Origin of the sequence: Streptomyces sp. NPDC046716, assembly GCF_040645755.1 — a bacterium.
In the GTDB taxonomy this organism is placed as follows: Bacteria; Actinomycetota; Actinomycetes; order Streptomycetales; family Streptomycetaceae; genus Streptomyces.
In genome coordinates, this window is sequence record NZ_JBEYYU010000014.1 from 117,661 (window position 1) to 131,236 (window position 13,576).

A 13,576-nucleotide genomic window follows, 5' to 3' on the forward strand; every position below is an offset into this window, starting at 1 on the left:
CCCCGCCCCGCCACCTCAGGCAGGCGCCCCGCCCCGCCCCGCCTTGGGCAGTCTGCCGCCTGGGGCGGCAGGGTGGGCAAGGCGGCACCCCGGTGCGGGGTGAGCGCTTCAAGGGGCGGCCAGTTCAGCGCCGTTGGCGGGTGCGCCCCGGTGGGGCTTCTCGCGCAGTTCCCCGCGCCCCTGGCGGGGCGGGCAGTGACCCGCGATCACAGAGCGCCCCTGACGGGGCCGACAGCGGCCTGGCGGCGAGGCGGGCTAGAGGGGTCTGGGGGAGCGGTCGGGGTCTCTGCGGGGGGATTGCGGGGGGACCGTGGGGCCCGGGAAGCAGAAGTCGCGGAGACGGCGCCAGATACCGTCGGCACCCTGCTCGTAGAGCGCGAACCCGGTGCACGGCCAGGCCGCCTCATAGTCGGCCAGATCGGCGAAGGCACGATCCATCGCCGCCTCGTCGATCCCGTGCGCGACCGTCACATGCGGGTGGTACGGGAACTGCAGCTCACGAGCGACAGGACCGGAGGCGTCCCGCACCTGCTTCTGCAGCCAGGTGCACGCCTCCGCCCCCTCCACGACCTGCACGAACACGACCGGCGAGAGCGGCCGGAAGGTACCGGTACCGGACAGGCGCATCGCGAACGGCCGCCCGGTGGCGGCCACTTCCGCCAGATGCGCCTCGATCGCGGGCAGCTGCCCGCCGTCCACCTCGGTCGGCGGGAGCAGCGTGATGTGCGTGGGGATACCGTGCGCCGCGGCGTCGCCGAAGCCCGCGCGCCGCTCCTGGAGCAGGCTGCCGTGAGGCTCCGGGACCGCGATCGAGACACCGATCGTTACGGTCCCCACGTCGTACTCCTGTCTCGTGTGGCGGGCGCGCGGGGCGTACCGGCGCGCGTACGGACTCAGTGCTTGGCGGGCAGGAAGCCGACCTTCTCGTACGCCTGGGCCAGGGTCTCGGCGGCGACGGTCCGCGCCTTCTCCGCACCCTTGGCCAGGATCGCGTCGAGGGTCTCCGGGTCGTCCAGATACTCCTGGGTACGGGTCCGGAACGGAGTCACGAAATCGACCATGACCTCGGCCAGGTCCGTCTTGAGCGCACCGTACATCTTGCCCTCGTACTTCTGCTCCAGTTCCGGGATACCGGTTCCGGTGAGGGTGGAGTAGATGGTCAGGAGGTTGCTGACGCCGGGCTTCTTCTCGGCGTCGTAGCGGATGACCGTGTCGGTGTCGGTGACCGCGCTCTTGACCTTCTTGGCGGTGGCCTTCGGCTCGTCGAGCAGGTTGATGAGGCCCTTCGGCGTGGACGCCGACTTGCTCATCTTGATCGACGGGTCCTGGAGGTCGTAGATCTTCGCCGTCTCCTTGAGGATGTACGGCTTCGGGATCGTGAACGTCTCGCCGAACCGCCCGTTGAACCGCTCCGCGAGGTCGCGGGTCAGCTCGATGTGCTGGCGCTGGTCCTCACCGACCGGGACCTCGTTCGCCTGGTACAGGAGGATGTCCGCGACCTGGAGGATCGGGTACGTGAACAGGCCGACGCTCGCGCGGTCGGCGCCCTGCTTGGCGGACTTGTCCTTGAACTGGGTCATCCGGCTGGCCTCGCCGAAGCCGGTGAGGCAGTTCATGACCCAGGCGAGCTGGGCGTGCTCGGGAACATGGCTCTGCACGAACAGCGTGCACCGCTCCGGGTCGAGCCCCGCGGCCAGCAGCTGCGCGGCGGCGAGCCGGGTGTTCTGGCGCAGCACCTCCGGGTCCTGCGGAATGGTGATCGCGTGCAGGTCCACCACCATGTAGAACGCGTCGTGGGACTCCTGGAGGGCGACCCACTGGCGGACGGCGCCGAGGTAGTTGCCGAGGTGGAACGAGCCTGCGGTGGGCTGGATTCCGGAAAGCACACGAGGACTGTCAGAGGCCATGCCCCCATTGTCTCAGGTGTCTCTCATGGAATGGGGACAGGTGCACGTCAGGTCTGCCACTACGGTGTTCCCGTGACCCGGATCACGCCGGGCGCTGCGCCGGGGGTGAGGTATGCACGGGGTACGGGCGAGCCGCTGGGGCGTGTCGGTGACGGTGCTGCTGCTGGTGCTGGTGGGCGGCGGTCCCGCGCACGCCAGACCGGTGGGTCCCGGCTCGGCGGACGTGCCCGACCTGGCCGTGGTGATCGCCCCGGGTGCCAAGGCGGGTCCCTCGGTGTCCCTGCACTACGAGGACCCGAACTTCGACCGTCTCGAGCGGCTGACCGCGGAGTTCGACGCGGTGACCGAGCGGGTGCCGGACGACTGGGACGACGGCCGGTTCCCGCCCGTGGTGGCGACGATCGTGTGGGGCCTGACCGGGGTGGCCGGCTGGCCGGAGACCCAGCGGGCGCCCGGCACCGACACGGCTATCGAGCGCCAGGACCAGCTGGTCATCGCCGACGACGGCACTCCGTGGATCCGCACGGACCCCATGGTCGACGTGAACGACGACGATCTGCGCTGGCACCGCGTCTCCCCCGAGCTCGTCGCCGAACTGCGGCACGCCGGAGTGTTCCCGGCGGCGGACGCCGGGGCGCAGGTCGGCGTACCGCTGCGGGAGAAGGGCCTGTGGGCCCTGGGCGGACTCGTCGTGGGGCTCGCCGCGGCCGCGGCGGCGTGGTGGCTGCGCGAGCGGCTGCCGCGGGCGGGGCGGGAGCCCCGGGAACCGCGGCAGCAGCTCGTCGGCTGAGCCGGGGCCGGGCTCAGCCCAGGTCGATCTGCCCGTACAGCGGGAAGCCGGCCAGCAGGTCGGCGGCGCGGTGGGCGACCTCGTCGGCGACCTTCGGCTCCAGGACGTGGCTCGCCTTGGAGGGGGCACCGGACTTGGTGGTGCCCGGCTCGGCGGAGGTCAGGACCCGGTCGATGAGGGCGGCGATCTCGTCCATCTCGGCGGTGCCGAGGCCGCGCGTGGTGAGCGCGGGGGTGCCGATGCGGATGCCGGAGGTGTACCAGGCGCCGTTCGGGTCGGCGGGGATGGCGTTGCGGTTGGTGACGACGCCGGAGTCGAGCAGCGCGGTCTCGGCCTGGCGGCCGGTGAGCCCGTAGGAGGAGGCGACGTCGATGAGGTTGAGGTGGTTGTCGGTGCCGCCGGTGACGAGGGTGGCGCCGCGCCGGGTCAGCCCCTCGGCCAGCGCCTTGGCGTTGTCCACGATGCGCTGGGCGTAGTCCTGGAAGGCGGGCTGCCGGGCCTCGGCGAGGGCGACGGCCTTGGCGGCCATGACGTGCGGCAGCGGGCCGCCGAGCACCATCGGGCAGCCGCGGTCGACCTGGTCCTTGAGGGAGTCGTCGCACAGCACCATGCCGCCGCGCGGGCCGCGCAGCGACTTGTGGGTGGTGGTCGTCACGATCTGCGCGTGCGGGACCGGGTCGAAGTCGCCGGTGAGCACCTTGCCCGCGACGAGGCCCGCGAAGTGCGCCATGTCGACCATGAGCGTCGCGCCGACCTCGTCGGCGATCTCCCGCATGATCCGGAAGTTCACCAGGCGCGGGTAGGCGGAGTACCCGGCGACGAGGATCAGCGGCTTGAACTCACGGGCCTGGGCGCGCAGGGCCTCGTAGTCGATGAGCCCCGTGGCGGGGTCGGTGCCGTACGAACGCTGGTCGAACATCTTTCCTGAGATGTTCGGACGGAAGCCGTGGGTGAGGTGGCCGCCCGCGTCGAGCGACATGCCGAGCATCCGCTGGTTGCCGAAGGCCTGGCGCAGCTCGGCCCAGTCGGCGTCGCTCAGGTCGTTCATCTGCCGGACGCCGGTCTTCGCCAGGAACGGCACCTCGACGCGGTCGGCGAGGACGGCCCAGAAGGCGACCAGGTTGGCGTCGATGCCGGAGTGCGGCTGGACGTAGGCGTGCCGGGCGCCGAACAGCTCGCGGGCGTGCTCGGCGGCGATTCCCTCGACGGTGTCGACGTTGCGGCAGCCGGCGTAGAAGCGGCGGCCGACGGTGCCCTCGGCGTACTTGTCGCTGAACCAGTTGCCCATGGCCAGGAGCGTGGCCGGGGACGCGTAGTTCTCGGACGCGATCAGCTTGAGCATCTCGCGCTGGTCGGTGAGCTCCTGGCCGATGGCGTCGGCGATGCGCGGCTCGACGCTCCGTACGACGTCGAGGGCGGCGCGGTACGCGGTGGACTCGGGGGTGAGGTCGGGCTGGGTCATGAGGGCTGCCTCCGGACACGGTCGGTTCGCGGTCGGCCCAGGCGCACGGCACACAGTTCACGAGCCGCTCCCCGATGGTCGGTCCCATCCCAGCGCGCCAGTCACGGCTCCGTTCTCACATTACCGGGCGCGCCGTCGGGCGAGGTTTCCGCGTCCGGCATGCGAGCCACGATAGGAACGGGCCACAAGCCCTTCCCGCACCGCCCGCCGAGTGCCGTACGAACGGAGATCCCGTGACTTCTGTGACTCCCGACCGCGCCACGCAGGACTTCATCAGCGCGTCCGACGCGCACAGCGCGCACAACTACCACCCGCTTCCGGTGGTCGTCGCCACGGGCGACGGCGCCTGGCTGACGGATGTCGAGGGGCGCCGCTATCTGGACATGCTCGCCGGTTACTCCGCGCTGAACTTCGGGCACGGCAACCGGCGGCTGATCGAGGCGGCCAAGGCCCAGCTGGAGCGGGTGACGCTGACGTCGCGCGCCTTCCACCACGACCGGTTCGCCGACTTCTGCACCCAGCTCGCGGAGCTGTGCGGCAAGGACATGGTGCTGCCGATGAACACCGGCGCGGAGGCCGTCGAGACGGCCGTGAAGACCGCCCGCAAGTGGGGGTACCGGGTCAAGGGCGTGCCGGACGGGCGGGCCCGGATCGTGGTGGCGTCCGACAACTTCCACGGCCGGACGACGACGATCGTCAGCTTCTCCACGGACCCGGAGGCGCGGGCCGACTTCGGGCCGTACACGCCGGGCTTCGACATCGTGCCGTACGGGGATCTCGACGCGCTGCGGGCCGCGGTCACGGACGAGACGGTGGCCGTGCTCCTCGAACCGATCCAGGGCGAGGCGGGGGTCCTGGTGCCGCCGCCCGGCTATCTGGCGGGCGTACGGGAGCTGACGCGCGAGCGGAACGTCCTGTTCGTCGCGGACGAGATCCAGTCGGGGCTCGGGCGGACCGGCCGGACGTTCGCGTGCGAGCACGAGGGCGTGGTGCCGGACGTGTACGTGCTGGGGAAGGCGCTCGGCGGCGGTGTCGTGCCGGTGTCGGCGGTGGTCGCCGACCGCGATGTGCTCGGCGTGTTCCGGCCGGGCGAGCACGGGTCGACGTTCGGCGGGAACCCCCTCGCCTGCGCGGTCGGGCTGGAAGTGATCGCGATGCTGCGCGGCGGGGAGTTCCAGCAGCGGGCCACCGAGCTGGGCGAGCATCTGCACGGCGAGCTCGGTCTGCTGGCGGGGACGGGGAAGGTGACCGAGGTGCGGGGCCGCGGGCTCTGGGCGGGCGTCGACATCGACCCCGCGTACGGGACGGGCCGGGAGATCTCCGAGAAGCTGCTGGCCCGGGGTGTCCTGGTGAAGGACACCCACGGGTCGACGATCCGGATCGCGCCGCCGCTGGTGATCGGCAAGGAGGATCTGGACTGGGGTCTGGATCAGCTGCGGGCGGTGCTGGGCGCGTAGTGCCTCAGGGGGTCAGAGGATGACGTGCGGGAGGAAGCGGGCGTAGCCGTCGGTGACGAGGCCCGCCGACTCCCGGATGCCGAGCCCCGCGGCCTCCCCGTCGACGACCCAGGCGCCGAGCACGGTGCGGTTGCCGTCGAAGTCGGGCAGGGGCGCCAACTCCTGGTAGCAGCAGGGTTCTTCGGGATCGTGGGCGGCGGGGGCGGATCCGGCCTCGTGCAGGGTGACGCCCTCTCCTTCCCTCCCCAGCAGCGGCTTGGCGACGTAGCCGGTGGTGGCGGCGAGGTCGCGGGGGCCGTCGACGTAGGCGGGCAGCAGGTTCGGGTGGTCCGGGTACAGCTCCCACAGGACGGCGAGCAGCGCCTTGTTGCTGAGCAGCATCTTCCAGGCGGGCTCGATCCACAGGGTGCTGCCGGTGCCGCCGCCGTTGTCGAGGGTGTCCAGGACGTGTTCGGCGAACGCGTCCGTGGTCAGCCACTCCCACGGGTACAGCTTGAAGCAGCTGCGGATGAAGCGGAGTTGGTTGTCGACGAAGCGGCCGGACAGGTCGTCCCAGCCGATCTCCTCCATGGAGATCCAGTCGGTGGCGAGGCCCGCCTGTTCGGCGGTCTCCTTCAGATAGCCGACGGTCATCAGGTCCTCGCCGAGTTCGTCGGCGGCGGAGTGCGCGAAGTGCAGGGGGCTGCCGGGCGGCAGCAGGGCCGCCTGCTTCTTCCAGGCGTCGACGAGGCGTTCGTGGAGGGAGTTCCACTGGTCGGCGCCGGGGAACCGCTCCTCCATCCAGAACCACTGGGGGCTCGCCGCCTCGACGAGGGAGGTGGGGGTGTCGGCGTTGTACTCCAGGAGTTTCGCCGGGCCGGTGCCGTCGTAGCGGAGGTCGAACCGGCCGTAGAGGGAGGGGAGTTCGGCGCGGCGGTGCCAGGACTCGGTGACCGCGCGCACGATGCGCGGGTCGGTGATGGCGAGGTCGGCGAAGCGGTCCTCGTCCACGATGTGCGCGGCCGCGGCCAGGCACATCGTGTGCAGCTCCTCGACGACCTCCTCCAGCGCCTCGACCTCGGGCAGGGTGAACGCGTAGTAGGCGCTCTCGTCCCAGTACGGGCGCAGCGAGTCGTCCGGGTAGCGGGTCAGCGGGTAGATGAGCCCCTGCTCCTCCACGGTCCGCTGCCAGTCGGGACGCGGCGCGATGGTGTGTCTGCGCATGGTCCGCTCAGCCGCCCGATCCGCCCTTGCCGCCGAACCCGCCGCGCGAGACGCCGGAGCCGCCGCCGGATGACTTGGTGAACGATCCGCTCTTGATGCGGCTGCCGCTCTTGGAGCCGCCGTAGTACCAGCCGGCGTTCCCGCTGCGGGAGCTGTCCTTGCAGTACTTGTCGTCGACGACCTTGTAGCCCTTGCCGGTGGTGTAGCTGTCGCGGTCGACGCAGCGCTTGTCCGGGTCGGAGTCGCAGGCGCTGAGGGTGGCGGCGAGCAGTCCTACGCCGCCGAGTACGACGGTGCCCGAGCGCAGGCGTCGTCGGGTGGAGCTTTCTGTCATCGGTGGTCCCCCGTGTCCCGTGGTGCGTGTCGGCGCCCAGCGTAGAGAGCGCCTTGCGTGGCCACGCACCCGAGTACCCCTAGATTCCCTGTGTGACTCTGGGAATGCTCTGCGCGCTGGCCTCGGCCGTCTGTTTCGGGACGGCCTCCGTGCTCCAGGCGATGGCCGCGCGGGCGGCTCCGCCGGGGACCGGGTCGGGGGTGGATCCGGCGCTGCTGGTACGGGCGTTGCGGCAGTGGCGCTACGTCGCGGGGCTCGGGCTCGACGGGATCGGGTTCGTCTTCCAGGTCGTGGCGCTGCGCAGCATTCCGATCTACGCGGTGGGGGCGGCGCTGGCCGCGAGTCTGGCCGTCACCGCGGTGGTCGCGGCGCGGCTGCTGCGGGTGCGGTTGAGCGGGGCCGAGTGGGGTGCGGTGGCGGCGGTGTGCGCCGGGCTCGCGATGCTGGCGCTGGCCTCCGGCGCGGAGGGTTCGCGGGACGGGTCGGAGGCGCTGCGGTGGGCGATGCTCGGGGTGGCCGTCGGGGTGCTCGGGGTCGGGGCGGTCGCCGGCCGGCTGCCGGGCCGGGGGCGGGCGCTGGTCCTCGGGCTCGGCTCGGGGTTCGGTTTCGGGGTGGTCGAGGTGAGCGTCCGCCTGATCGACGACGTGTCACCGGGGGCGCTGCTGACGAACCCGGCGACGTATGCGCTCCTCGTGGGCGGCGGGGCGGCGTTCTTGTTGCTGACGTCGGCGTTGCAGCGGGGTTCCGTGACGGTGGCGACGGCCGGGATGGTCATCGGGGAGACGGTGGGGCCGGCGCTGGTGGGCGTTCTGTGCCTGGGCGACCGGACGCGGGAGGGGTTCGGGTGGCTCGGGGTGGTGGGGTTCGGGGTGGCGGTGACGGGGGCGTTGGCGCTGGCACGGTTCGGGGAGACGCCGGGTCCTCCGGCCGGGCCGTGACGTGTGGCGCGGGCCGCTTCAACTTGCTCGCGCAGTTCGCCACGCGCGCCCCGGTGGCCTCTTCTCGCGCAGTTCCCCGCGCCCCTGGGTCGTTCTCCGCGCGCGGCCCGGTGGCCCCTGGGTGTTTCGTCACGCGCGGCTCTCGTCGTGGCTGGTCGCGCAGTTCCCCGCGCCCCTGAGGCAGGCGCTTCGCGCCGCCTCCCCTTCAGAGGCTGCGGCTCCGCCGCGCCTCTCTGCCGAGGTGCCGCACGGGGTTCCCCTCTCTCGATGAGATGCCGCACGAAGTGCGCATCTCAGGGGCGCGGGGAACTGCGCGAGAAGCGGCCACCGGCCCGCAGGTAGCCACGAAACCCCGTAGGGCAGACGCGGGTCTTCAGGGGCGCGGGGAACTGCGCGAGAAGCGGCCGCCGGGCCGCGGGTAGCCACGAAACCCCATGGGGCAGACGCGGGGAGCTGCGCGGGCGGCCCGCGCCTAAGGCAACACCCTGCACAGCGCGTCCAGCGCCCCCGCCCACCCGTGATCCGGAGGCGTCCCGTACCCCACGACCAGGGCGTCGAGCGGATCCGCGACGTCGGCGTCGGCATGCCGGTAGCTGGAGAGACCCACCACTCCGAGCCCCTGCCAGGCGGCCCCCCGCACCACAGCCCCCTCGGTACCCGCCGCCAACCGCAACACGGCATGCAGCCCGGCCGCGATCCCGGTGACCCGGACCGACGGCGCCCGTTCGGCGAGGGCCTCGACGAGCTGGTCCCGGCGTCGCCGATAGCGCAGACGGGCCCCCCGCAGATGACGGTCGTAGGCCCCGGATCCGAGGAACTCGGCGAGCGTCAACTGGTCCAGCACCCCGCACGACCAGTCGCTCACCCCCTTGACGGCGACCACCTCGTCGATGAGCCCGGGCGGCAGCACCATCCACCCCAGCCGCAGCCCCGGCGCGAGCGACTTGCTGGTGGTGCCGAGGTAGACGACCCGGTGCGGATCGAGCCCCTGGAGCGCGCCGACGGGCTGCCGGTCGTAGCGGAACTCCCCGTCGTAGTCGTCCTCGATGACGAGCCCGCCGGTGCGCCGCGCCCAGTCGACGACGGCGGCCCGCCGGTCCGGGTGCAGCGGATCACCCATCGGAAACTGGTGGGCCGGGGTCAGCAGCACGGCCCCGGCCGACCCCAACTCCTCGACCCCGGTGCCGAGTTCGTCGAGCGGCAGCGGCCGCGTGCGCAGCCCGGCCCGGCTCAGGGTCAGCCAGTGCGGCGGCAGCCCGTAGGACTCGACGGCGACGTCCTTGACCCCGCGCCCGCGCAGTACGTCCCCCAGCAGCATCAGCCCGTGCGCGAACCCGGAACAGATCACGATCCGCTCGGGATCGGCGTGCACCCCGCGGGCCCGCGCGAGATACCCGGCGAGCGCGGCCCGCAGTTCGGGCCGCCCGCGGGGGTCGCCGTAGCCGAGGGCGTCGTTCGGCGCGGCGGTGAGGGCGCGGCGGGCGGCCTTGAGCCAGGCGGCGCGGGGGAAGGAGGCGAGGTCGGGGGTGCCGGGCTGGAGGTTGTGGACCAGCGGCCCGGTGGCCCGGCGGGCCGGGGCGGAGGCCGGGCGCGGCGTGTCGACGGGCCGCTCGGCGACCCGGGTGCCGGAGCCCTGCCGGGCCGTGAGCCAGCCCTCGGCGACGAGATCGGCGTAGGCGTCGGCGACGGTGTTGCGGGCCAGGCCCAGGTCGGCGGCGAGGGTGCGGGAGGAGGGCAGCCGGGTCCCGGGGGCGAGGCGCCCGCCGCGTACCGCCTCGCGCAGCGCGTCGGTCAGCCCGCGCCGCAGACCGTGCGGGCCGGCGGGGTCGATGTGGAGGTCGATGCCGAGGGCCTGCCCGGACGGCGAAGTGGCCCACTCGTTTGCCATGGAAATGGACCATACACGTGGGCTACTGGCTTCGTAGGCTCGCAGCATGACCACGAACACGAGCAACACCACCCCCGAGTACGTCCACGAGCACACCCCGCGCCTGGCCTGGGCCAAGCACGCCCCCGAGGTCTACAAGGCGATGATCCAGCTGGACACGGCCGCCCGTAAGGGCCTGGACCCGGTGACGTTCGAGCTGGTCAAGATCCGCGCCTCGCAGCTCAACCACTGCGCGTTCTGCCTCGACATGCACACCAAGGACGCCCTGGCGGCGGGCGAGAGCGTCGAGCGGATCGTGCAGCTCAGCGCGTGGGAGGAGAGCCGCCACTTCTACACGGAGCGGGAGGTCGCGGCGCTGGCGCTGACCGAGGCGATCACGGTGCTGACGGACGGTTTCGTGCCGGACGACGTGTACGAGGAGGCGGCCCGCCTCTACGACGAGGCCGAGCTGAGCCAGCTGATCGCGGCGATCACGACGATCAACGCCTGGAACCGGTTCGGCGTGACCACCCGCATGGTCGCCGGGCACTACAAGCCGCAGCCCGCCAAGTGACCGCACGGACGACGTACTTGGAGCCGGACGTCCTCCGCGCGCTCCAGAAGGCGGGCGCGGCGGCGAAGCACGGCTTCGGTGATCCGGTCCTCGCCGAACTGGTGATGATCCGGGCCTCGCAGATCAACGCGTGCGCTTTCTGCCTGGACATGCACGTGGACGTCGCGGTGGAGAAGAACGGTGAGAGCGCCAAGCGGATCGCCCTGCTGAACGCCTGGCGGGAGGCCGGTGACCTGTACAGCGAGCGGGAGCGGGCGGCGCTGGCGCTGACGGAGGCGGTCACGGTCCTGACGGACGGTTTCGTGCCGGATGACGCGTACGAGTCGGCGGCGAAGCAGTTCACCGAGCCCCAACTCGCCCACCTCATCGGGCTGATCGCGGTCATCAACAGCTGGAACCGCCTGATGGTCACCCGCCGCATCGAGCCCGGAGGCCCCGCATGGTGACGGGCGCGGCCGCGGCGTTCCGCGCCCTGCACCACGACCGCTCCCCCGGCGACCCGCTGGTCCTGCCGGGCCCGTGGGACGCGGCGAGCGCCCGCGTCTTCGAGGAGGCGGGCTTCCCCGCGCTCGCGACGCCGAGCGCGGGGGTCGCGGCGTCGCTCGGGTACGAGGACGGGGCGACGCCGGCCGACGAGATGTTCGCGGCGGTGCGGCGCATCGTGCGGTCGGTGTCGGTGCCGGTCAGCGCGGACGTCGAGGACGGGTACGGGATCGCGCCGAAGGAGCTGGTGGCCCGGCTCCTGGAGACCGGCGCCGTGGGCTGCAACCTGGAGGACTCGACCCGCGACGGCGGCCTCAAGAACCCGCGTGCGCACGCCGATTGGCTGGCGGAGGTGCGGGCGGCGGCGGGTGACGCCCTCGTCCTGAACGCCCGTATCGATACGTTCGTCAGGGGTGCCGCGGACCCGGCGGCGGAGGCCGTCGAGCGCGCCCGCCTCTACATCGCGGCGGGCGCCGACTGCGTCTACCCGATCGGCGCCCCGCTCACGGCCCTGCCGCGCCTGCGCGCCGGCATCGAGGGCCCGATCAACGCGGGCGCACCGGCGGACGGCTCCGTACTGCGGGAGTGGGGCGCGGCGGGGGCGACCCGGATCACGTTCGGTCCGGGGTTGCAGCGGAGGGCGGCGGAGGCGGTGCGGGGGATCGCGGAGGGGCTTGTCCGACCCGCCGCCGAGGTGCCCGGGACCTCCCATGTGGGTAAAGTGTGAGAGTCACCCACATGGGATACAAGGAGCGCGGCTATGAGCGTGACCAACGTCGACGTGGACGATGACGTCCTGGCCGAGGCCGCTCGGCTCCTCGGCACCAGCACCAAGAAGGACACCATCAACACGGCCCTCGAAGAGGTCATAAAGCGCCACCGGCGCCGGGCCGCCTACGACCGGCTGGCGGAGCGTGGCGCACGTGGTGGGCTCGACCGTCTGAAGAGTGACCTGGACGCGCGCAAGGCAGCGCGGCGGAGCGGCACAGCCGAGTGATCAATTACCTGCTCGACACCAGCGCCTTCGTCCATCTCGGCTCCGATCCCGAAGCGCACCGCCGCTGGGACCCGGAGATCGAGACCGGCGCGGTCGGCATCTGCGAACCCACTCGGGCCGAGATCCTGTACAGCGCGCTCGGCCCGGACGACCGGGACGAGATCGACGAGGAGCTGTCCGACCTGTTCGAACCGGTCACCGTCCCCAAGGACATCTGGCGGTGGGTGAACGCGGCACAGTACAAGCTCACGCGAGCAAGACAGCACCGGGCCGCGGGCGTCGTCGACCTCGTGCTCTGCGGCACAGCGGCGCACCACGGCCTCACGGTCCTGCACCGCGACCACGACTTCGCCACCGTGTCCCGCGTCCTCAAGGACGTACACGAGCGCGACGTCCGCCGAACCCGGACCTGACCCGGCACGGGCCGCCCTGCGTGGAGCGTTCGACCCCGGCTCCCCTGTGATCCCGCTGTCAATTTCCGTCACTCGTTGCTCACGGGAAGTCACGGATGACAGGATCGCTGGCCATGGATGGCATACGGGGGCCCGAAGACCAGGCCGAACAGGCGGTGTCGCAGCAGCAGGCGGAGGCGGCGCGCCGCGAGTTCGTGGCACTGCTGGGAGAGTTCCGACGCACGGCGGTGCTGGTGCCGCTGGACGATCAGGACGGTTTGTGGTCGGCGGAGTCCGGCGGACTGCGCTGGATCTGCGCGTTCTCGCACGAGGAGGCGCTGGCCCGCTTTCTGCGGGCGCAGGGCGCGACGGACGCCGACCGCGACCGGCCGTACCTGAAGGTGCTGGGCGCGCGGCTGCTCGACGAGGCGGTCGGAGCCGTGGGCGTCCCGTGCGGGGTCGCCCTGGACCCGGGTTCGGCGGACGGCGTCCTCTTCCCGCCGGTGCGCGGCATCGTCCCCGATCCGGTCGCGGTGGACGCCGACGACACAGAGGACGTGGCGGCATGAGCGGCGACGGATACGCCGTCGACCCGGAATCCCTGCAACGGCTCACCAGGGGCATCAACGCCGCGATGTCGGAGCTGAAGGAACTGGGCTTCGACGTCGAGGCGAACCTGGGACGCGGCTTCGACGATCTGGAACTGACCGGTCTTGAGTCGGGGCACGCGGGGCTGACGGAGACGTTCGCGGAGTTCTGCGACCGGTGGGGCTGGGGCGTGCACTCGCTGATGCGGGACGCGAACGAACTCAGTTACGGGCTGGGGCTTTCGGCCGGCGTCTATCACGAGCAGGAGCAGTACGTCTCGACCAAGATGAAGGCCGCCTACACCGGTTCGTTCGGCAATCCGTATCTCTCCGAGGACGATGTGGCGCAGCGGGGCTGGGACGACACGTTGAAGAGTCCGGTGACCGATGTCCTGGACACGGACTTCTCCGGGGATTCGATGCAGCGGGCGCAGCAGCAGGCGGACGCGGCGTGGGACCAGGCTGCGGACAACGCGCAGTCGTCCCCGCTGCTGGCCGGGACCGGCCTGGGCTCGGGCGTCGACTGGCAGTGGGACGGGCCTCCGGAGGCCGAGGGCACGCAGAGCGACGAGGGGCGGAACTGAG

16 protein-coding genes and 1 riboswitch are annotated in these 13,576 nt (G+C 72.0%); of the genes, 10 read left to right on the forward strand and 6 right to left on the reverse strand.

Going from position 1 to position 13,576, the window contains the following annotated elements; genetic code table 11:
* Nucleotides 1-255: 255 nt before the first annotated feature.
* Nucleotides 256-837 carry a 2'-5' RNA ligase family protein gene (locus ABZ930_RS13730; RefSeq protein WP_361546384.1) on the reverse strand — a complete coding sequence of 194 codons (582 nt, stop codon included), beginning with the start codon at nucleotides 835-837 and terminating at the stop codon, nucleotides 256-258.
* A 56-nt stretch (nucleotides 838-893) separates the two neighbouring features.
* Nucleotides 894-1,907, reverse strand: coding sequence for a tryptophan--tRNA ligase (gene trpS, locus ABZ930_RS13735; RefSeq protein WP_361546387.1), 1,014 nt, complete (start codon nucleotides 1,905-1,907; stop codon nucleotides 894-896).
* A gap of 112 nt (nucleotides 1,908-2,019) precedes the next feature.
* On the opposite strand from trpS, the gene ABZ930_RS13740 reads away from it, so the two are divergent.
* Nucleotides 2,020-2,697 carry a hypothetical protein gene (locus ABZ930_RS13740; RefSeq protein WP_361546390.1) on the forward strand — a complete coding sequence of 226 codons (678 nt, stop codon included), beginning with the start codon at nucleotides 2,020-2,022 and terminating at the stop codon, nucleotides 2,695-2,697.
* Between the two features lie 13 nt (nucleotides 2,698-2,710).
* Here the strand turns inward: ABZ930_RS13740 and ABZ930_RS13745 are convergent, their stop codons facing one another.
* A complete protein-coding gene (locus ABZ930_RS13745; protein ID WP_361546393.1) occupies nucleotides 2,711-4,159 on the reverse strand; it encodes a glycine hydroxymethyltransferase in 1,449 nt (482 codons plus the stop codon).
* A gap of 28 nt (nucleotides 4,160-4,187) precedes the next feature.
* Nucleotides 4,188-4,274, reverse strand: a riboswitch (ZMP/ZTP riboswitch).
* Between the two features lie 127 nt (nucleotides 4,275-4,401).
* On the opposite strand from ABZ930_RS13745, the gene rocD reads away from it, so the two are divergent.
* A complete protein-coding gene (gene rocD / locus ABZ930_RS13750) occupies nucleotides 4,402-5,616 on the forward strand; it encodes an ornithine--oxo-acid transaminase (RefSeq protein ID WP_361546474.1) in 1,215 nt (404 codons plus the stop codon).
* A gap of 12 nt (nucleotides 5,617-5,628) precedes the next feature.
* On the opposite strand, the gene ABZ930_RS13755 is transcribed toward rocD, so the two are convergent.
* Together ABZ930_RS13755 and ABZ930_RS13760 are read right to left on the reverse strand one after the other, a co-directional pair.
* Nucleotides 5,629-6,819: a glutathionylspermidine synthase family protein gene (locus ABZ930_RS13755; RefSeq protein WP_361546396.1), complete on the reverse strand. Its 1,191-nt coding sequence runs from the start codon at nucleotides 6,817-6,819 to the stop codon at nucleotides 5,629-5,631.
* Between the two features lie 7 nt (nucleotides 6,820-6,826).
* Entirely contained in the window at nucleotides 6,827-7,153 is a 327-nt protein-coding gene (locus ABZ930_RS13760; RefSeq protein WP_361546398.1) for a hypothetical protein, read from the reverse strand.
* 104 nt (nucleotides 7,154-7,257) lie between these two features.
* Here ABZ930_RS13760 and ABZ930_RS13765 point away from each other — a divergent pair, with 104 nt between their 5' ends.
* The gene (locus ABZ930_RS13765) at nucleotides 7,258-8,091 is read left to right on the forward strand and encodes a hypothetical protein (protein WP_361546477.1); all 834 of its coding nucleotides are present in this window, start codon (nucleotides 7,258-7,260) and stop codon (nucleotides 8,089-8,091) included.
* Nucleotides 8,092-8,563: 472 nt separating this feature from the next.
* Here ABZ930_RS13765 and ABZ930_RS13770 read toward each other — a convergent pair whose 3' ends face one another.
* Nucleotides 8,564-9,979 carry a PLP-dependent aminotransferase family protein gene (locus ABZ930_RS13770; RefSeq protein WP_361546401.1) on the reverse strand — a complete coding sequence of 472 codons (1,416 nt, stop codon included), beginning with the start codon at nucleotides 9,977-9,979 and terminating at the stop codon, nucleotides 8,564-8,566.
* 46 nt (nucleotides 9,980-10,025) lie between these two features.
* On the opposite strand from ABZ930_RS13770, the gene ABZ930_RS13775 reads away from it, so the two are divergent.
* The 7 genes from ABZ930_RS13775 (at nucleotide 10,026) to ABZ930_RS13805 (ending at nucleotide 13,575) form a co-directional block, all read left to right on the forward strand.
* Nucleotides 10,026-10,532, forward strand: a complete 507-nt coding sequence (locus ABZ930_RS13775; RefSeq protein ID WP_361546404.1) for a carboxymuconolactone decarboxylase family protein — start codon at nucleotides 10,026-10,028, stop codon at nucleotides 10,530-10,532.
* Entirely contained in the window at nucleotides 10,529-10,978 is a 450-nt protein-coding gene (locus tag ABZ930_RS13780) for a carboxymuconolactone decarboxylase family protein (RefSeq protein ID WP_361546407.1), read from the forward strand. Before ABZ930_RS13775 ends, ABZ930_RS13780 begins: the two co-directional genes overlap by 4 nt.
* The gene (locus tag ABZ930_RS13785) at nucleotides 10,972-11,742 is read left to right on the forward strand and encodes an isocitrate lyase/phosphoenolpyruvate mutase family protein (protein WP_361546410.1); all 771 of its coding nucleotides are present in this window, start codon (nucleotides 10,972-10,974) and stop codon (nucleotides 11,740-11,742) included. The genes ABZ930_RS13780 and ABZ930_RS13785 overlap by 7 nt, the downstream gene beginning before the upstream one ends.
* A 33-nt stretch (nucleotides 11,743-11,775) precedes the next feature.
* Nucleotides 11,776-12,012 carry a type II toxin-antitoxin system VapB family antitoxin gene (locus ABZ930_RS13790; RefSeq protein ID WP_361546413.1) on the forward strand — a complete coding sequence of 79 codons (237 nt, stop codon included), beginning with the start codon at nucleotides 11,776-11,778 and terminating at the stop codon, nucleotides 12,010-12,012.
* Nucleotides 12,009-12,425 carry a PIN domain nuclease gene (locus tag ABZ930_RS13795; protein ID WP_361546416.1) on the forward strand — a complete coding sequence of 139 codons (417 nt, stop codon included), beginning with the start codon at nucleotides 12,009-12,011 and terminating at the stop codon, nucleotides 12,423-12,425. The genes ABZ930_RS13790 and ABZ930_RS13795 overlap by 4 nt, the downstream gene beginning before the upstream one ends.
* A 113-nt stretch (nucleotides 12,426-12,538) precedes the next feature.
* Nucleotides 12,539-12,973 (forward strand): SseB family protein, encoded by a 435-nt coding sequence (locus tag ABZ930_RS13800; protein WP_361546419.1) that lies wholly within the window; start codon nucleotides 12,539-12,541, stop codon nucleotides 12,971-12,973.
* On the forward strand, nucleotides 12,970-13,575 hold the full coding sequence (locus ABZ930_RS13805) for a hypothetical protein (protein ID WP_361546422.1): 606 nt from the start codon (nucleotides 12,970-12,972) through the stop codon (nucleotides 13,573-13,575). The genes ABZ930_RS13800 and ABZ930_RS13805 overlap by 4 nt, the downstream gene beginning before the upstream one ends.
* The last annotated feature ends 1 nt before the right edge of the window (nucleotide 13,576 follow it).